The sequence below is a fragment of the Anaerotignum propionicum DSM 1682 genome, assembly GCF_001561955.1.
Lineage (GTDB): Bacteria > Bacillota > Clostridia > Lachnospirales > Anaerotignaceae > Chakrabartyella > Chakrabartyella propionicum.
This window is the reverse complement of sequence record NZ_CP014223.1, coordinates 2,156,206-2,174,651: the sequence shown is the minus strand read 5'-3', so window position 1 is coordinate 2,174,651 and position 18,446 is coordinate 2,156,206. Positions and strand designations below refer to the sequence as shown.

Annotated in this window: 23 protein-coding genes; 20 read left to right on the top strand and 3 right to left on the bottom strand. The window is 40.9% G+C overall.

Annotation, left to right across the window (positions count from 1 at the left end):
* Positions 1 to 5: 5 nt before the first annotated feature.
* Entirely contained in the window at positions 6 to 521 is a 516-nt protein-coding gene (locus tag CPRO_RS10115) for an SGNH/GDSL hydrolase family protein (RefSeq protein ID WP_066051248.1), read from the bottom strand.
* A 15-nt stretch (positions 522 to 536) separates the two neighbouring features.
* Entirely contained in the window at positions 537 to 1,292 is a 756-nt protein-coding gene (locus tag CPRO_RS10110) for a LytR/AlgR family response regulator transcription factor (protein WP_066051245.1), read from the bottom strand.
* 109 nt (positions 1,293 to 1,401) lie between these two features.
* On the opposite strand from CPRO_RS10110, the gene spoIIIAA reads away from it, so the two are divergent.
* From spoIIIAA to recN, 19 genes are all read left to right on the top strand, one after another.
* On the top strand, positions 1,402 to 2,211 hold the full coding sequence (spoIIIAA, locus tag CPRO_RS10105) for a stage III sporulation protein AA (RefSeq protein WP_157881666.1): 810 nt from the start codon (positions 1,402 to 1,404) through the stop codon (positions 2,209 to 2,211).
* 86 nt (positions 2,212 to 2,297) lie between these two features.
* Positions 2,298 to 2,864, top strand: coding sequence for a stage III sporulation protein AB (locus CPRO_RS10100; protein WP_162264908.1), 567 nt, complete (start codon positions 2,298 to 2,300; stop codon positions 2,862 to 2,864).
* A gap of 21 nt (positions 2,865 to 2,885) precedes the next feature.
* Positions 2,886 to 3,080 (top strand): stage III sporulation protein AC, encoded by a 195-nt coding sequence (gene spoIIIAC, locus CPRO_RS10095; RefSeq protein WP_066051238.1) that lies wholly within the window; start codon positions 2,886 to 2,888, stop codon positions 3,078 to 3,080.
* Positions 3,081 to 3,092: 12 nt separating this feature from the next.
* Complete coding sequence (spoIIIAD, locus tag CPRO_RS10090; protein WP_066051236.1) at positions 3,093 to 3,476, top strand: stage III sporulation protein AD; 384 nt, start codon at positions 3,093 to 3,095, stop codon at positions 3,474 to 3,476.
* 12 nt (positions 3,477 to 3,488) lie between these two features.
* Entirely contained in the window at positions 3,489 to 4,586 is a 1,098-nt protein-coding gene (locus CPRO_RS10085) for a stage III sporulation protein AE (protein WP_066051232.1), read from the top strand.
* A gap of 12 nt (positions 4,587 to 4,598) precedes the next feature.
* A complete protein-coding gene (locus CPRO_RS10080; RefSeq protein WP_066051229.1) occupies positions 4,599 to 5,102 on the top strand; it encodes a stage III sporulation protein AF in 504 nt (167 codons plus the stop codon).
* A 20-nt stretch (positions 5,103 to 5,122) separates the two neighbouring features.
* Positions 5,123 to 5,680: a hypothetical protein gene (locus tag CPRO_RS10075; protein WP_066051226.1), complete on the top strand. Its 558-nt coding sequence runs from the start codon at positions 5,123 to 5,125 to the stop codon at positions 5,678 to 5,680.
* Between the two features lie 12 nt (positions 5,681 to 5,692).
* The gene (locus tag CPRO_RS10070; RefSeq protein ID WP_066051224.1) at positions 5,693 to 6,328 is read left to right on the top strand and encodes a SpoIIIAH-like family protein; all 636 of its coding nucleotides are present in this window, start codon (positions 5,693 to 5,695) and stop codon (positions 6,326 to 6,328) included.
* Positions 6,329 to 6,781: 453 nt separating this feature from the next.
* Positions 6,782 to 7,150 (top strand): Asp23/Gls24 family envelope stress response protein, encoded by a 369-nt coding sequence (locus CPRO_RS10065; protein WP_066051222.1) that lies wholly within the window; start codon positions 6,782 to 6,784, stop codon positions 7,148 to 7,150.
* Between the two features lie 77 nt (positions 7,151 to 7,227).
* On the top strand, positions 7,228 to 7,629 hold the full coding sequence (gene nusB / locus CPRO_RS10060; RefSeq protein WP_066051219.1) for a transcription antitermination factor NusB: 402 nt from the start codon (positions 7,228 to 7,230) through the stop codon (positions 7,627 to 7,629).
* Positions 7,630 to 7,929: 300 nt separating this feature from the next.
* A complete protein-coding gene (gene xseA, locus CPRO_RS10055; RefSeq protein ID WP_066051216.1) occupies positions 7,930 to 9,165 on the top strand; it encodes an exodeoxyribonuclease VII large subunit in 1,236 nt (411 codons plus the stop codon).
* Positions 9,140 to 9,379: an exodeoxyribonuclease VII small subunit gene (gene xseB, locus CPRO_RS10050; RefSeq protein ID WP_082754318.1), complete on the top strand. Its 240-nt coding sequence runs from the start codon at positions 9,140 to 9,142 to the stop codon at positions 9,377 to 9,379. The genes xseA and xseB overlap by 26 nt, the downstream gene beginning before the upstream one ends.
* Positions 9,376 to 10,263, top strand: coding sequence for a polyprenyl synthetase family protein (locus CPRO_RS10045; RefSeq protein ID WP_066051211.1), 888 nt, complete (start codon positions 9,376 to 9,378; stop codon positions 10,261 to 10,263). The genes xseB and CPRO_RS10045 overlap by 4 nt, the downstream gene beginning before the upstream one ends.
* Positions 10,264 to 10,297: 34 nt before the next feature.
* Positions 10,298 to 10,726 (top strand): divergent PAP2 family protein, encoded by a 429-nt coding sequence (locus tag CPRO_RS10040; protein ID WP_066051208.1) that lies wholly within the window; start codon positions 10,298 to 10,300, stop codon positions 10,724 to 10,726.
* A 24-nt stretch (positions 10,727 to 10,750) separates the two neighbouring features.
* Positions 10,751 to 12,637 (top strand): 1-deoxy-D-xylulose-5-phosphate synthase, encoded by a 1,887-nt coding sequence (gene dxs, locus CPRO_RS10035; RefSeq protein WP_257721867.1) that lies wholly within the window; start codon positions 10,751 to 10,753, stop codon positions 12,635 to 12,637.
* Positions 12,627 to 13,439, top strand: a complete 813-nt coding sequence (locus CPRO_RS10030; protein ID WP_066051205.1) for a TlyA family RNA methyltransferase — start codon at positions 12,627 to 12,629, stop codon at positions 13,437 to 13,439. The genes dxs and CPRO_RS10030 overlap by 11 nt, the downstream gene beginning before the upstream one ends.
* 15 nt (positions 13,440 to 13,454) lie before the next feature.
* Positions 13,455 to 14,306 (top strand): NAD(+)/NADH kinase, encoded by an 852-nt coding sequence (locus CPRO_RS10025; protein WP_066051202.1) that lies wholly within the window; start codon positions 13,455 to 13,457, stop codon positions 14,304 to 14,306.
* Positions 14,307 to 14,335: 29 nt separating this feature from the next.
* The gene (locus tag CPRO_RS10020; RefSeq protein ID WP_066051199.1) at positions 14,336 to 14,791 is read left to right on the top strand and encodes an arginine repressor; all 456 of its coding nucleotides are present in this window, start codon (positions 14,336 to 14,338) and stop codon (positions 14,789 to 14,791) included.
* Between the two features lie 22 nt (positions 14,792 to 14,813).
* Positions 14,814 to 16,505 (top strand): DNA repair protein RecN, encoded by a 1,692-nt coding sequence (gene recN, locus CPRO_RS10015; RefSeq protein ID WP_066051196.1) that lies wholly within the window; start codon positions 14,814 to 14,816, stop codon positions 16,503 to 16,505.
* A 57-nt stretch (positions 16,506 to 16,562) separates the two neighbouring features.
* Here the strand turns inward: recN and CPRO_RS10010 are convergent, their stop codons facing one another.
* Positions 16,563 to 16,982: a helix-turn-helix domain-containing protein gene (locus CPRO_RS10010; protein ID WP_066051192.1), complete on the bottom strand. Its 420-nt coding sequence runs from the start codon at positions 16,980 to 16,982 to the stop codon at positions 16,563 to 16,565.
* Between the two features lie 272 nt (positions 16,983 to 17,254).
* Between CPRO_RS10010 and nifS the strand changes: the two genes are divergently transcribed.
* Positions 17,255 to 18,436: a cysteine desulfurase NifS gene (gene nifS, locus CPRO_RS10005; protein ID WP_066051189.1), complete on the top strand. Its 1,182-nt coding sequence runs from the start codon at positions 17,255 to 17,257 to the stop codon at positions 18,434 to 18,436.
* The last annotated feature ends 10 nt before the right edge of the window (positions 18,437 to 18,446 follow it).

The following is an 18,446-nucleotide window of genomic DNA, read 5'->3' as shown; positions in this document are numbered from 1 at the left end:
AGTCCTCAAAGGCTTCTTCTTTTTTTTGACCAAAGCTCAGAAAAAAAGTCAATTACAGGACAGTTATATTCTTTGGCAATTTTTTGAACGGACTCTGCATAAAGTTTTACACGGTCTGTGGTAGTAAATGGGAAAAAGTCCGTATCAACCACAGGAGGTGGTGTAATGAAAATAGGCAGGGAGGTTCCATTATTAAATTCTTTCTCATGTTGCAAAGAAAGTACAAGTTCTGTAATGGAACGCAGATTTTTTTCATACTCTATTAAAGGGCGGTAGTAATCTTCCAACATTGCGGAATCATTTGAACCAAAAAAAATGAGTACAATTTGGGGATGAAATAACAACACATCCCTGTGAATGCGCTCTAAGGCTTCTCTGGTGGTATCCCCGTTAATGCCCTTATTAATGATACGCCACTTGGGGAAATCTTTCTTAAGGCACGCAGGGTAAGCAATATGATCTAAAACGCCGTATCCATAAGTAAGACTGTCACCAAAAGCGACGATGGTAAAAGGATCCATTTCCTTCACTCCGTTTCATTCAAAATTGTTTGAAGATGCCTCGTCATCCATACTCGGGAAAAAAGGTAAAATCGTTTTCTTATGACTTCGGCTGACAAAGGCCTCCTTGTCTGAATTAAAAAAGAATATCCCCCAAGGTTCCTTTGACTTATCAACATAGGAAATATTCTCTAGGTTAACAATAAATGAACGATGTGTCTGCACAAAATTTTTGTCAGAAAGAGTTCGTTGAATTTGATAAAGGGGACATGGAACATGAATTGCATCATTCTTAAGATGAATGATTGATTTTTTCATGGTGCTTTCAATATATAGAATTTCGCTGTAAGGCAGATTATAAAGTCCCTTAGGGGTATTAATCTGACAAAACTTGCGTTCAACAGAGTGCATTTTTTTGTACATGCCCACATAGTATTGTAACAAACTATTTAATGCTTCTTTCTTTTTATTGTCCAAAGGCAGTAAAAAACATTCGCATGACCGCCAATGTACAAAAGCAGTTACAAGATATTCGATTTTGCTTGAAAAAAGCAGAATCGGTGTGTGTTGATGTTGCTCATGGTTTCTTAATGAGAAGATGACACTGCGCACGGGCATGATGTCTTCTTCAAAACTGAAAAAGAAACAATTATATTCATGTTGTTCAAAAAGAGTGAACCATTCTTCTTTTGTACTAGCACAAGAAACTTCGATATGACCGCATTTTCCACAGAAATCCACTAAATATTCTCGGGTGGGTGCGTCAAAAAAGCCTAGCAAAATCGAAAACATTTTGGCACCTCTCTAAAAAAATTTTATAATCAGTATATCACAAAGCATGAATGAAAAAAAGATATTTTGTTAAAAAAACGAAATATTTGCATGGAAAGAAGGTGATTTATTGCAAAAGCTTGAAGAAATTTATAAATTACTGCCTACCGATGTAGAAAAAAGGCTAAAAACAGAGGTAGCATTTCAGGATGAGCAGATACAAGAGATACGTCTTCGTGCCCTAAGACCCCTTTTTGTAAAAACAAATAAGAAAAAATATTTCTTATCTGATGAAAATGGGGATTGGATCATCACCAGTAGGCATATTAAGGAAGCGGTGGAAAAGTTAGGAGGTTACTCTTTATATGCTTTTGAAGAGGAGCTAAAGCAAGGATATTTAACCGTTTTAGGCGGACACCGTGTAGGATTTTGCGGCAGGGCTGTTCTGGAAGAAGGAAGGGTAAAAACCCTTCGGCAAGTCAGCAGTTTAAATATACGAATTGCTGGAGAGGTAAAAGGCTGCGCAGAGGAATGGATTCCTTATTTATTTGAAAACAACCGACTGTGTCACACGTTCATCGTATCCCCTCCGGGGTGCGGAAAAACAACCCTATTACGGGATATCATACGCTGTCTCAGCTATGGAATAGGCTGTAAAGAGGGATATAACGTGGGGGTTGTTGATGAGAGAGGCGAGCTTGCGGCAATGAAGGATGGTGTCCCTCAAATGGATATTGGACCTTGTACGGATGTGCAGGAAAATTGTCCGAAAGGAGAGGGAATGCTTTTTTTACTCAGGAGCATGACACCTGATGTGATTGCAGTGGATGAGCTTGGAAAGGAGGCGGATTTTATCGGAGTTGAGGCATTGCTTCATGCCGGAGTTACGTTAATATCCACGGTACATGGAAGCGATATGAATGGCATGTTAAAAAATTAAAAAATAAAACAGATGCTGGAGGAGATGGAAAATGGAAGAATCCTGTTTCTTAGTAATAGATGGGGGATAGGTACTGTGCAGGAGATATGGGACAACTTGGGGCAAAAACGATACGAAAGAAGGGTGGAATCATGCTCATTCAAGGAATAGGCGCAATTTTAATTTTGGCGGCAACAACCCTTTGTGGGTTTGCCTTCGCAGCCAAAGAAAAATACAGATTGAAAGATCTTGAGGAAATTGAACGGGGAATCTTACTGATGAAAAATCAAATATCCTATTTGGGCACGCCGCTGACGGAGCTCCTTGAGCAAATCAGTTGGAAAACAGAGGGAATCACCGGTCTGGCATTTCAGGAAATATCTCGACAGATGGAAGAACGGCGGGGGAATTCTGCAGAGGAAATTTGGGAAGGCGCATGGCTTAAGATAGGAAAAAAATCCTATTTGACTGCTGTGGATTTAGAAGAGCTGGTTTCCTTTGGACGAACTCTTGGCTTTATAGAAAAGGAACAGCGTGAAGGCAGTATGGATATGCTTTTGCATTATTTACGGGAAAAACAAGAAGGAATCAAAAAGCGTTTAGAAAAAAATGGACGACTTTATTACAGCATGGGCGTGCTCAGTGGTTTATTATTGGTCATCACATTGCTGTAAGCATATGGGGGAGGATTTGGTATGGAAATCAATATTGTATTTCGTATTGCGGCAGTGGGTATTCTTGTGGCCGTATTGAATCAGGTTTTAATTCGTGCCGGCAGGGAAGAGCAGGCAATGATGACCACTTTGGCAGGGCTTGTAGTGGTTCTGTTTTGGGTAATTCAGTATATCAGCACTCTTTTTGAAACGGTACAGACGCTGTTTCAACTTTAGGGGGGTCAAGCCATGGAGATGGGGCGAATAATTGCACTGGGACTGGTGGGGGTGATTTTTGCGGTGATGCTGAAAAAGGAAAATCCACAAATCAGCCTTATGGTTTCAGTGGTTACCGGGATTTTGATTTTTTTTATGATTTGCACACCGTTAAGCGGACTCATTGGGCTTTTAAGAGATGCCGCAGAAAAAGCCGGCGTCAGCAGTGGATATTTCGGAATCGTACTTAAGGTAATTGGAATTGCTTATTTGGCTCAATTTGGTGCACAGCTTTGCGCTGATGCCGGAGAAGGAGCTGTGGCCGCTAAGGTTGAGCTGGCGGGGAAAATATTGATTATGGCCGCTTCTGCGCCAGTATTAACGGCTTTATTAGAGTTAGTAATGAATTTGGTTTAAAGGGGGAGGAACATGAAAAGAATTTTTATCGTTTTTTTACTATTCCTTGCATTGTTACCTTCACCTGTGTATGCAGAGGATCTTTTGGAAAATCAATTGGACTCTTTGGGGCTGGAAAATGTGGATGCCCGATTAGATGACGGGACAAGCTTCGCCTCCCTTGTGCGGGATATTATCTCGGGTGATTACTCTTTCTCTTTTGAGGACTTACCTCGAACCATTATGGATTTGGCATTTGGAGAATTTAAAACCCAGGGGCGATTGCTAACCCAATTGTTATTGGTTGTCATATTGAGTGCTGTTTTAAAACAAGTCAGTGGTTCTTTTCATGGGAAGTCCGTGGGGGAAATGGGGTTCTACATATGTTATATGGTTTTGATTGTAGTAATCATTACTTCGTTTTACAGCATTTCTGCATCGGTAGTAGATCGAGTTGACAGTACCTGCAAGGTATTTTTAGGGATGCTTCCGATTTTTCTGGTGTTATCTGTTTCTGGGGGAAATTTTACACAGACAGCTTTAATGGGCCCTACCATTATGGGTGGCTCCACAGCCCTATCTTTTGGAATAAGAGATTTTATTGTGCCGGCAATTCTTTTGGCAGTGGCTTTAGAAATGGCAGACCATATTTCGGAGAAACCAATCCTATCCCGTTTTGCACAGTTGCTTCGTCAAGGGATTTCTTGGACTTTAAAAGGCGCAGCAGTCCTTTTTATGCTTTTGCTTTCTTTACAAAAGGTGGGTGGTGGTGCGCTAAACGGCCTTGCGGCAAAAACCGCCAAAATTGCTGTGGGCTCTGTGCCTGTTGTTGGCGATGTTATGGGTGGCGCCATAGAAACAGCGGCGGCAGTGGCGAAAACATTAAAAAGCGGAACATTGGTGGGTGCAGCCATTTTTTTGTTATTGCTGTGTATTCCACTGTTGGTCAAGCTTGCTGTCATACTATTGGTGTTTAAAGTGACGGCAGCGGCGTCAGAATTTATTTGTGAAGAACGGCTGGTGGACTGCATTAGTGCGGCGGGGGATTATACCGCTTTGTTGCTGGGAGTGGTTTTTCTTACGGAGGGAATGTTTCTTTTTTCCGCCTTACTACTTTTAGGCGGGTTATAGGGGGGAATTGGAATGATGGAGGCCTTAGGCGCATATATAAAAACTATAACGGCTTTGACCATTTTCTCTGCGCTGGCTTGTATGCTGATGCCGGATGGCTCCTTTCGCAAGTATGTGGAACTGGTTCTTGGTGTATTGGTATTAACTGCTGTAATCAGCCCTTTTTTAAGAATTTTTGGTACAGATCAAGGGCATTTGGAGCTTGGTTTACTTCAAAATCAAGCCCGACTGGAAAAAAATTTCTTGTCAAGCAAGGAATATGAATCAGTTGAGCAACAGCGGATATCAGCGGCGTATGGTCAAGTGCTGGAGGATAGAGTCAAAGAGGATCTGACAAAAAAATATAAGGATATAGATTGGGTAAATGTTACCTTTTGTCAGGACTTCAAAGATGAAAACTATGGCACCATAGAAAGCATTACCATCGGTTGTGCCGAGGGAAATGTAGAAAAAATACAAACCTACGCCGCCAATAGGTATGGATTGGCAGAGGAAGCAGTAACAGTGGAAAAATGACGAAAGAAGGGTGACATAAGATGCAGAAAGACTTTTGGCGGGATTTATTCCGGCCGGAAAATAAAAAGACAGGCAATAATATCATTTTGGCATTATTGATTGGTGTGCTTTTGATTATTTTGGGAAAAACATTCTTCCCCACGGAGAAACCTATGGCGGAAGTGAAACCGGATAAGCAAACAGCCCAAGTACATAAATCAAATGAACAGGATATGGAAGTTCGTATGGCAGAAATTCTTTCGAAAATTCAGGGTGCGGGACAGGTTGATGTCATGTTGACTTTTCGTGTAAGTACTGAAAGTGTGGTGGCTCATGAAGAAAAAACGGAAGAATCTCGTTCTCAGGAAAACGGAAAAACCAGCGAAAATTTAAGTAAAGAAACGACTGTTGTTATGACTGAGGATGGAAAGGGAAATACATCACCTTTGGTGCTGACGGAGAACTCTCCACAAGTAGAAGGGGTGGTGATTGTGGCTCAGGGCGGCGATAATGCCGTTGTCTGCAAAGCGTTAAGCAGTGCGGCTCAGGCATTATTGGATGTACCGGCTCATAAAATTGCTATATTAAAAATGAAATAAGGGGGAAAAAGAATGTTTGTCATTAAAAGAAATCAGGTAGTGGTTACAGCACTGGCAGTTATGATTGCAGCGGCAGGTTATTTGAATTTTCAGGATAGTAAGGCTTCCCAGCAAACAAAAACTGCGTTACAGCTCACGGAAGAGGGGGATGCGTCTGCGGCAATTAAAGATTATGACACCCTTCCCGATGATATTTCCGCAAATGAAATTGGTTTAGACCCCATTACTGCAGAGGCTTCCAATACCACTGGAGATGGGGCGGCAGTGTTTGTAAGTGCAGATGCAACCTTGGCAGGCTCGCAATTTTTTGCTGAGGCAAAGTTAGATCGGGAGCAGGCAAGAGCAAAGCAAAAAGATATTTTGACAGAGATGATGAATAACGAAAACGTTAGCCAAAGCCAAAAAGACAAGTGTGGCGACAGTATGCTGCAATTGCAGGAAAGAATAGAAAAGGAAACTGCCGCTGAGGCAATGATTGAAGCAAAAGGCTTTACTGAGGCTTATGTGCGCATTGATGACCAAACCGTTGATGTCGTTGTAGATAAGGCAACATTGTCGGATTCGGAGGTTGCGCAAATTGAAGATATTGTAAAACGGAAAACAGGTTTTAAGGCTGACCAAATCAGAATTAATCCTTTGAAAAAGTAAAATATACTGAAACATGCAATATCAATACATTCTTGTACATCATATTTGTTATTTGGGGCATTACTAAATTCATGTCAAAAAAGATAATGCCAACATATAAGAGCAAAAGTTTTTTAATGAGGCATTTGCAACAAAATGATTGAGACGTTAAGCGGCTAAAACAGAAACATGTAATATACCAAAAAACGGTTCCGCAACTGCAAAGAATTGCAGGTATTCCACTAGATTTTTTCTGTGGGGACTTGACAAGAGAGCGGCTGCAAAACTGCTGTTGGGCATTTATGTTTCGGATTGAGGCCGCTTAATTTTATTTATTTAAGTATGATTAAAGGATGTATATTTCATTGCATTCCAAACCCTTTTCTGATATAATGAAACCCGATAATGCTTATTTTGTATGAATTTTCTAGGAATGCATAGAATCATGTATAAAGAAGACAGGAGGTAGTTAAAATGTCTGAAAATAAAGTGATGGGCGGTCAAATAGAAATTGCCGATGAAGTCATTGGCGTTATTGCGGTTACTGCTGCCCTTGAAGTTGAGGGCGTTTCAGGAAATGCACCGAATAATGCTTTAACAGAGCTTTTTGGGAAAAAAGGGCAAACAAGATGTTTGAAGGTTGCCAAAGATGAGAATGAAGTTGTTCTTGATATGGATATTATTGTAAACTTTGGCACAAAGGTTCAGGTTGTGGCAGAAGAAGTGCAAAAGAAAATAAAAAATGCTGTGGAAACCATGACAGGGCTTCATGTTCCCGTTGTAAATATTAGTGTTTCGGGAATTGTAAAAGAAAAAACTGTCAAGACTGCAGAAGAACTGTAAACAGTGAGTTGTCGGGATACCACTCCAAATTTCGGGGTGGTATTTGTCCTTTTTATTTTTGTGGAGGATTTAAAAATATGAGCCGTAGAAGTGCCAGAAAAAATGCGTTTTTCCTTTTGTTCCAGATGGATTTCAATCAGGCGGAGGAATATGAACAGGTGAAAGAAATTTTCTTTGCGGAAGCGGAAGAACCTGTGGAAGAAGAAGATAAAGACTTTATTGTAAACGAGGTTGAGGGTACAAGAGCCCATATGGAAGAAATTGACCAAATTATTGGAGAATGCGCCAAAGGCTGGAATACAGACAGAATGTCTAAGGTTGACTTAGCAATTCTCCGATTGGCAGTATATGAGCTTCGTTTTAGCAAGGATACCCCCGTGGGCGTTGCCATTAATGAAGCAGTGGAATTGGCGAAAAAATTCAGCTCTGATGAAGCACCAGGGTTTATCAATGGTATTTTGGGCAAGGTGGTACAATAACAGAAATACTCGAGAAAAATGGATCCTAGACTTTTAGACTTGTATACAAGATAGAAGAAATTTGCCTGAAAATTGTATTTTTCCTGCATTTTCTCTTTTCTATGAAACACTGTTTTTGTTAGCTTGAGTATCCCCCTTTAATACTCGAAAAAAGAAACTGAGATAATTATATGGGAATTCAGTATGATTATTTTCCAAGAAATATCATTCGGGAATAAAGATAAATGGAAATGAAGGATAAAAACTTCTTAAATCTGTCAATATTAAGAGAAGAGCTGTCTGGAATGAAGGAGCGGGCTTATGATTGAACCAAAGGTTTTTTCTGTGGGGCAAATAAATAGGTACATTAAAAACCTAATGGAGAACGACTTTATTTTGAGCAGTCTTTTGGTAAAAGGAGAAATCTCAAATTTTAAAGCCCATTCAGGTGGACACCTGTATTTCAGCCTAAAGGATGCCGTAGGGGCGATTTCTTGTGTTATGTTCCGTCAGGATGCCTTAAGTTTACCCTTTGAACCGGAAAATGGCATGAGTGTCATTTTGTATGGTCATGTTTCCCTTTACGAAAAGACAGGGCAATATCAGCTCTACGCTGAAATGATGGAGCCCATAGGCATTGGCTCTTTGCAAATTGCGTATGAGCAATTGAAGAGGAAGCTGGAAGAGGAAGGTTTGTTTGATGAGGATTTCAAACGGGAAATTCCTCCCTATGTGGAAACTATTGCTGTCATTACTTCCCCTACAGGGGCAGCAGTGAGGGATATTATACAAATTGCAAAACGACGAGACCCTAGAGTGAAGATTGCTGTTTTTCCTGCTTTGGTGCAAGGAGAAAGGGCGGCGGAGGACATTGTGCAGGCGTTAAAGCTAGCCAATGAATGGGGAAAAGCCGATGTGATTATTCTTGGTCGTGGCGGCGGTTCCATTGAGGATTTATGGGCGTTTAATGAGGAAAAGGTGGCAAGGGCAATTTTTGCTTCTGAAATCCCTGTGATTTCTGCCGTGGGGCACGAAACGGATTTTACCATTGCAGACTTTGTTTCTGATTTAAGAGCACCCACACCCTCTGCGGCGGCTGAATTAGCTACCCAGCCTTTGATGCAAAAAATAGAGTTTGTTTTACAGCTTGAAAAGCGTTTGGAAAGAAACTGTATGGCAATGATAGAGGATGCCAAGCGCAGGCTGTTATATATAAAGGAGCGCCCAGTGTTAAAACGTCCCTTGGAGCGCGTTTACAATGCACAACTTCTATTAGATAAGATGGAGTTGGCTATGTCAAAGGCGACAAAACAAAAGCTCCTGCGTTATAGTGAAAAGATAGGAACGCTTGACACAAGGTTGGTTGCATCTTCTCCCTTTTCGGTGATGAAGCGGGGCTATATGATTGGGATGAATGAACATAATAAAGCATTTGTTTCTGTAAAACAGGTTGAACTTGATGAAGTGATTCGTTTAAGGCTTCAAGATGGACATTTAAAAGCAAAGATATTGGAAAAGGCGGTGATAGATCTTGGCGAAGAAAAAGCTGACATTTGAAGAATCCATAGAACGGCTGGAAGAAATCGTGGAGAAGCTGGAGCAAGAAGAGGTTTCTTTAGACGAAGCTGTTGCTTTCTATAAGGAGGGCTTGGCTCTTTCCGGATTTTGCAAAGAGAAACTGGCTGTGGCAGAAGGGGAAATTCTTCTGTTACGCAAGGAAGCAGGTCTATGGCAAGAGGAACCTTTTCAATCAGAGGAGCAGGAGATATGAATGATTTAAATAAACAAATGAATCAATGGATTGCATATATTGAAGAAAAGCTGGAAGTATTCATGCCGAAACAAGAGCAATTTCCTCCCGTTATTTTTGAAGCAATGGCATACAGCCTTTTTGCTGGTGGAAAACGTTTGCGTCCCATGATGCTTTTGGCGGCCTGTGAGGCTGTTGGCGGTGAAAAGGAAGAAGGGCTGCCCTTTGCTTGCGCAATGGAGATGATTCATACCTATTCCTTAATTCATGACGATTTACCTGCCATGGATAACGATGATTATCGCAGAGGCAGACTGACCAATCACAAGGTTTTTGGTGAAGATATGGCAATTCTTGCAGGAGATGGCTTGCTGCATAACGCTATGGAAATAATGGCGGATGCTTGCTATCATAACCCTTCCAAAAAAACTACGGGAGCTATGCAGGCGATTGCCCATGGAGCAGGTATTCATGGCATGTTAATCGGTCAAGTGGTAGATGTTTTTTACGAAGGTAAGCCTTTGGAGGCAAATATTCTTGAATTTATTCATATAAATAAAACAGCGGCTATGATTCGGGCGGCCTTAAAGGCCGGTGCCATTCTGGGTGGTGCAACAGATACAGTAGCAGAAAGTTTTGCATTGGCCGGTGAAAAAATTGGTGTAGCCTTTCAAATTTTAGATGATATTTTAGATGTAACAAGCACCATGGAGGAATTGGGTAAGCCCATTCATAGTGATGAAAGAAATGAAAAAACCACCTATGTTACCCTTTATGGCATTGAAAAATCCAGAGAGATTGCTTGTAAACTTTCGGATGAAGCAATTTCAATTTGGAATGAGCTGGGAGAAGGCTGCATATTCTTAAAGGATTTAACCGAATATTTAACAAAAAGAACCTATTAAGAATCTGGGATGACGGAAGAAAGAAGATGGGAGTATGGGATTCGGAGAAATCACATATAACGTGCCGTTATGGGCGGCAATCATATCTTGGGCCATTGCTCAAGGTTCAAAAATTATTTTGACATTAATTATTGATAAGCGTTTTGACGCTACCCGCATTGTGGGAACAGGCGGTATGCCAAGCTCTCATTCAGCTTTGGTTATGGCTCTTGCTTTTAGTATAGGGAAATATAATGGGTTTGGTTCTCCCCTATTTGCTATGGCTTTGATATTTTCCTTTGTTGTAATGTATGATGCAGCAGGGATTCGAAGAGCGGCGGGAAAGCAGGCTGAGATTATCAACATGCTGTTGATTAAACATGAAGTGCCTGATATGGAGAAGTTAAAGGAACTATTGGGACATACACCGTTGGAAGTTTTTGTCGGTGGACTTCTTGGAATCGCGGTAGGCTTTTGGATATAGAAATGGTAGAGAGCAGGTGAAGCTGTGGGAGGATTATTAGACAGAATCCAAGCCACTGGAGATATTAAAAAAATGAAGGAAGAAGAATTGGAGCCTCTCTGTAAAGAGATGAGGCGCTTTCTGCTGCAAAATGTTTGCAAAACCGGTGGACATTTGGCCTCAAATCTAGGGGTGGTGGAATTAACCGTAGCACTAGAGTACATCTTTAACCTTCCTGAGGATAAAATCGTATGGGATGTGGGTCATCAAGCCTATATCCATAAAATATTAACGGGGAGAAAAAAAGATTTTTCTACCCTTCGCCAATTGGATGGTCTTAGCGGTTTCCCAAAACCCAAGGAAAGTGATGCAGATGCTTTTGCCGCAGGGCATAGCTCTACATCTATTTCAGCAGCACTGGGCATTGCGAAGGCAAGAGATTTGCAAGGAAAAAATAATAACGTGATAGCTGTCATTGGGGATGGCTCCATGACGGGCGGTCTTGCCTATGAAGCGCTGAATAATGCAGGGCGGGATAAAACAAATTTCATTGTAATTTTGAATGACAATCAGATGTCCATTGACAATAACGTAGGTGCGATCAGTAAACACTTAAATAGTCTGCGCACCAGCAACCGATATCGCACCCTGAAGGAAAACTTTAAGCAGTTTAGAGATCAGGTCCCTGTTCTTGGTAAGGCGACTTATTTGGTTTTGGAAAAAGTTCGAGACAGTGCAAAACTGCTTTTTTTAGAGGGAGCAGTCTTTGAAGAATTCGGTTTTAAATATATTGGCCCGGTAGATGGCCACAATTTGGAAGAGATGCTTGAGATATTTCGCAATGTTAAAGATGCACAAGAGCCTATCTTGATTCATGTTAAAACAACAAAAGGCAAAGGCTATTTGCCAGCAGAAAATAATCCTGGGCCCTTCCATGGCGTTGGACCCTTCGATATGAAAACAGGAAATGGTTTGAGCAAGAGTGAGCATCCCAGTTGGTCTGCAGTTTTCGGGAAGAAAATGGTGGAGCTGGGCGAAAAAAATCCCAAAATAGTTGGGATTACAGCGGCAATGTGCAGTGGAACAGGTTTTGAAGCCTTTCAGGCTGCCTTTCCCGACCGCTTTTTTGACGTTGCCATTGCCGAACAGCATGGAACAACATTTGCAGCAGGTTTGGCGAGTCAGGGTATTATTCCTGTATTTGCAGTATATTCTTCCTTTTTGCAAAGGGCGTACGACCAAGTAATTCATGACGTTTGTATGGAAAATTTACATGTAGTATTTGCTATTGATCGGGCTGGAATTGTTGGCGCAGATGGAGAGACCCACCAAGGTGTTTTTGATCTATCCTACTTGACTCATATACCCAATATGACAGTGCTATCCCCCAAAAATGCTTGGGAGCTGGAGGAAATGCTGGAGTATGCTGTGAATGTATGTGAGGGGCCTGTTGCAATACGCTATCCCAGAGGGACAGCTGAAATAGATTTTGCGGAACATAAACAGCCCATTTGCTATGGGAAGGCAGAGGTTATACAAAAAGGCAAGGGAATTGCTATATTGGCAGAGGGACATATGCTGCAAGCTGTGAAGCAGGCGGCAGAACGGTTGACTCAAGACGGACTGGATGCCCCAGCTCTGGTGAACATGCGGTTTATCTCACCCTTAGATGAGGAACTGCTACTTGAAATCACGAAGGACTGCAATGAAATTTTTACGGTGGAGGATAATCTTCGAAAAGGTGGCTTTGGCTCAAAAGTTTTAGAGTTTTATAGTGATGGTGGTTATCGGATTTCCGTGACCAATTTGGCGTTTCCTGATAAATTTATTGAACAGGGTTCTCAAAGCCAGTTGTTTGCTCGTTATGGTTTAGACGCTGAGGGCATTTACAGAAAAATCAAGGGGAAAATAGGAGAAAGCTATGGCAGATAAGGAAAGACTTGATGTCTTACTGGTAGAAAAGAACTTAGCCACTTCGAGGGAGTTGGCAAAGGCATATATTATGGCAGGAAATGTATATGTTGATGGAATGAAAGAGGATAAAGCAGGCACAAAGGTTTCCGTTACGGCGTCCATTGAGGTAAGAGGTCCCCAAATGAAGTATGTGAGTCGTGGCGGCTATAAATTGGAAAAGGCCATAGATTCCTTTGGTATTTCATTAGAAGGGAAAATTTGTCTGGATATTGGTGCATCAACGGGCGGTTTTACGGATTGTATGTTACAAAACGGAGCTATTAAGGTATATGCCATTGATGTGGGATATGGGCAATTTGCGTGGAAGTTACGGACAGATGAACGGGTAGTGTGCTTAGAAAAAACCAATGTACGTTACATCACTCAAGAGCAAGTGCCCGATGCGGCAGATTTTGCCTCTATCGATGTTTCCTTTATTTCCTTAACCAAGGTGTTGCCGGCGGTTTTGGGAGTTATGAAGGAGGACGGTCAGCTTGTATGTCTGATTAAGCCCCAATTTGAAGCAGGCAGAGAAAAGGTTGGCAAAAAAGGTGTGGTAAGGGATATTGCGGTGCATAAAGAAGTTATTGTTGCAATAGCGGATTATGCATTTGAGCAAGGGATTGGTATTTTGGGTCTTAGTTTTTCTCCAATTAAGGGACCAGAGGGTAATATCGAATACTTAATCTATTTGGATAAAAAACAGCAGGGTATGACAAGGGAGGAGGTTTATTTCCTTTTAGAAGACATCGTGGGGAAATCTCATGACGCACTTCAATAGGAAATAGAGTAGCCTATGATAAAAGTCGGATTGATTCCCAATATTGAAAAAGATAAGGATTTGGCTGTTACCAAGCGTTTGGCAAGGCACTTATTAGATAAGGGATGTATCCCCCAGTTGCCGGAAAAAATTGCGGAGCTTGCTGGCTTGGATATGTATGCAAGAAAAGAGCATGAAATATATGAACATACAGATTTTATCATTTCCCTTGGGGGAGATGGAACCTTGTTGGGCGTGGGCAGAAGAGCCAGCCAATTTAACACACCAATATTAGGGGTTAATTTGGGCACGCTGGGATTCTTGACGGCAGAGGAAAAAAATAGAGCCGAGTATGCCATTGATAAAGTATTAATGGGAGACTACAAAAAAGAAAAAAGAATGATGCTGGAAACTTCGATTTCAACGGACGAAGGACGCATAGACGGTATTACGGCATTAAACGATATTTGTATTTCAAGAGGTCTGCTTTACAAAATTTTGGAATTCAATGTATTTGTAAACGACGAATATGTAGATACTTTGCGGGCGGATGGAGTTATTATTTGTACGCCTACGGGATCTACTGCATATAATTTATCTGCGGGTGGGCCTGTTTTAAAGGCAGATGCACAAATCATTGCCATTACGCCCATTGCACCCCATACCTTGACTAGCCGTTCCATTGTGGTCTCCGCTGATGATGTTGTAACGGTAGAGGTGAATCCCAGAGAGGATACAGCTTTTACGATCAGTGCTGACGGACAGGAGAGCTGGAGTCTGACTGGTAAAAAGGTAGTTCAAATCCGCAGGGCAAGGGTTTATACAACTATAATGAAAACGAATCCGCAAAACTTTTACGATGTTTTGCGTCATAAACTATCGAGATAAAAATGGCATAAAAAAAGGAGGCGCGGGCTATGAAAATTGCCAGACATGCAAAAATTCTTGAGTTAATCGAGAATTATGATATTGAAACACAGGACGAATTGGCACAAAGGCTGTGTGATGAAGGATTTATGGTTACACAGGCAACGGTATCCAGAGATATTCGAGAGATGAAGCTTACAAAAATTGCTACAGAAAAGGGAAGACAGAAATATGCGGTTATTTCCGGTAATGATACTGAAATAACAGAGAGATTGACCCGTGTGTTTAAGGAAGCAGTAGTCAAAATGGACTATGCACAAAATATGATTGTCATTAAAACCTTAGAGGGCATGGGGATGGCTGTTGCCGTTGCCCTAGATAACATGCAAAATTCAGAAATTTTAGGTACAATTGCCGGAGATGACACAGTTTTTTGTGTGGTTCGTACTCATAATCAGGCGGCTGTTATTATAGAAAAGCTGTACCGTATCATTCATAGTGCATAAATTCCGATAGGAGGGAATGTCTATGCTGGAAAATCTGCATATTAAAAATGTTGCGCTGATTGAAGAATGTCAGGTTTCTTTTGGAAAAGGGCTGAATATTTTAACAGGAGAAACGGGAGCGGGTAAATCCATGCTGATTGACTCCCTTCAATTTGCATTAGGCGGAAGAATGGGAAAGGATTTCTTGCGCAGAGATCAAAAAATGGCTTTGGTAGAAGCTCTTTTTTCCATAAAGGATTCCGGTTTTGAAAACAAACTTCTGGAAAATGGGATTGAACCTGAGGAAGACGGAACTGTGCTGATAAGTCGTACATTAAGCGATACGGGAAAATCTGTGTGCCGTATCAATGGCAGTATGGTAACAATCAGTATGCTGCGGGAGCTTGCCACGGATTTGATTGATATTTATGGACAGCATGAACACCAATCCCTTCTAAATCCATCGAAGCATATTCGTTTATTAGATCGGTTTTGCAATGGGGATTTTGATAAGGTGCTAGAGGCTTATAAAAAAAGCTATGATAAAAGAAAAGAAATTGATGCTCAGCTGGAAAAATTGATGGGCGATGAGGCACAAAGAGAACAGCGTATGGATATTTTAAACTTTCAAAAGGAAGAAATAGAAAATGCTGCTCTATCTCCTACTGAGGAAGAGGACTTGATAGAGAAAAAGAAACGTCTGACTCATATGGAGCGTCTGATACGTTTAACAATAGAGAGTACAAATCTTTTGTATGATGGTTCGGAGGACATGCCTTCTGCCTGTGACAATGTCAGCATGGCTGTTGGAAAGCTTAGAGAATGTGCTGCCTTAGATACAGCCATTGAAGGTTATTACAATGATCTTGAGGATGTTTATGCAAGGCTTGAGGATATTTCCAGAGAAATAAAGCGATATGCCCAAAATTTAGAGGATGATCCCTCTGAATTAGAGCGGGTGGAAGAGCGATTGCAAACCATATATAAAATGAAGCGCAAGTATGGTGGAAGTGTAGAGGCGGTTTTAGAATTTTATCATAAGATTTCCAAGGAGATTGAATTTTTTTCAAACAGTCAGGAGCGGGTGATTCAACTAAGTACGGCAAGAGAAAAGGAGCAGCATCTTTTAGAAGCTTCCGCCAGACAATTAACTGCTTTGCGTGAAGCAGCTGCGGAAAGAGTTGCTAAGCAAATTGAGGAATCTTTAAAAGATATGGAAATGAATAATGCCAGATTCTACATACAGGTGACCCCGCGGGATGAGTGGAATGCCATGGGCAAGGACAAGGTAGAGTTTTTAATCTCACCAAACAAAGGGGAGGATTTGAAGCCTCTTTCCAAGATTGCCTCCGGTGGGGAAATGAGCCGTGTTATGTTGGCATTAAAAGCTGTTCTGGTAGATGCAGATGAAATAGAGACTTTTATTTTTGATGAAATTGATACTGGAGTCAGTGGCAGAACCGCAGCGAAGGTGGGAAAGAAAATGAGCCTGATTGGTGAGAAAAGGCAAATTCTTTGTATTACTCACTTACCGCAGATTGCGGCAATGGCGGACAAGCATTTTCTCATCGAAAAGAAAACAATGAATGATCAGACCCTTACTATAGTAAAGACTTTAGATGAGGAAACTTCCATTGGGGAAGTTGCTCGTCTAATGGGAAGTACAACGGTAACGCAAGCTACCCTGACAGCCGCAAAAGAATTGCGGGAAGGAAAGAAAAGTTCTATTTGCTGATGGGGTTAAAAAAGCGACATTATCGTTTAGGCGAAAATGCCGCTTTTTTGGAAAAATTTATAATTTAAATTCCTCTGGTTTTTGGGCAACCTGAAGAGGAGAGTTCTGAAAAATGTTGTTGCTTGCATAAGGATCCCCACCGTCATTATCTTGCCTGCTTAGGAGCCATTGGATATAAAGAAGCAATTCTTTTTTTCCACGGTCATCTAACTTACCGAAATATTCATTCAGAATTTCGTATTCATCTGTTTTTTTGTCGGGTTCATAGGGTCGTCGGATTTCATTCACTCCCAAAAGAAAATCCAAAGATACATTGAAAATAGATGCAATTTTTTTTAAGTCGGAAATAGAAGGTTGATTATGACCTGACTCATAGTTTGAAATAGCGGTTGCGCCATAAGTTAATTCTTTTGCTAAAGCCGCTTGTGTAATTTTTTTTTCTTTTCGAAGCTGTCTAAGCCTTTCATGAAATTCCATAGAAACACCTCATTATAGTAGAGAGCATATTTTATATAAGAATGATTATAGAGTGAAATATCGTAGGGCGAAAGATATAATCATAAAAACGGAAAAAAAAACAAAAAAAATCATGGTTTATGGACTAAAAGGGAATCAATATTATTATTGATGTCTTATGTCAAAAAAAACGTAGAATGTATTGACAAGTCTAGAAAAAAATGATATTTTTAAATCACAGAAATCATATAGGAATACTATGATATAAAAAAGACGCCGAAAGGAGCATTTTTATGGCAACGAAAATATATATGGACAATGCGGCAACAACACCGGTAAGGGATGAAGTTTTAGATACGATTCTCCCTTATTTTAAAGAGTTTTACGGCAATGCATCCAGTGTGTATAGTATTGCAAAAGAGAGTAAAAAAGCGCTGGAAAAGGCAAGAGAACAGGTAGCAAAGGGAATTGGTGCAAAGGCAGAAGAAATTTATTTTACTGCTGGAGGTTCTGAGAGTGATAATATGGCGCTGAGGGGCGTTGCAGAAGCTCTTGCGAAAAAAGGCAACCATATCATCACCACTAAAATTGAACATCATGCAATTTTGCATACCGGTGAATATTTAGAGAAACAAGGTTGTGAAGTAACCTATTTACCAGTAGATGAATTTGGAAAGATTTCTTTGGAAGAACTTGAAAAAAGTATTCGCCCTGAAACGATTCTAATTTCCGTTATGTTTGCAAATAATGAAATTGGCACAATCCAACCCATTGCAGAGATTGGCAAGCTAGCCCATGAAAAGGGAATCTTGTTTCATACAGATGCAGTGCAGGCTGTTGGGCATGTTGCTATTGATGTGAACGAAATGAATATCGACTTGCTCTCTATGAGTGGTCATAAATTGGGTGCACCAAAGGGCATCGGTGCAATTTATATTCGCAAAGGCATTCCCATTCTACCACTGATTTTCGGTGGAGCTCAGGAGAAGAAAAAACGTGCAGGCACAGAAAACATTCCAGGGATTGTTGGATTAGGTAAAGCAGTAGAGTTGGCAGTTAGTGAAATGGAAACTGAAACAAAGCGTCTCATTCATTTAAGAGATAAATTGATTAACGGAATTTTGGAAAAGGTGCCTCATAGCCGTTTAAATGGACACCCTACAGATAGATTACCCGGTAACTGCAATATTTCCTTTGGCTATATTGAAGGAGAATCCATGTTGTTATTGCTTGATGCCATGGGCGTTGCTGCTTCCAGCGGTTCTGCTTGTACTTCAGGCTCTTTGGATCCTTCTCATGTATTGATGGCTATTGGTTTGCCTCATGAAATTGCCCATGGTTCTTTAAGATTGACCTTGGACCGTGGCAATACAGAGGAAGAAGTTGATTTTATCTTGGAGAAAATCCCTGATGTTGTTCAAAAATTAAGAGACATGTCTCCCTTATATGAGGAAGTAGCGAATAAAAAAGCCTGATGTTAGAAAA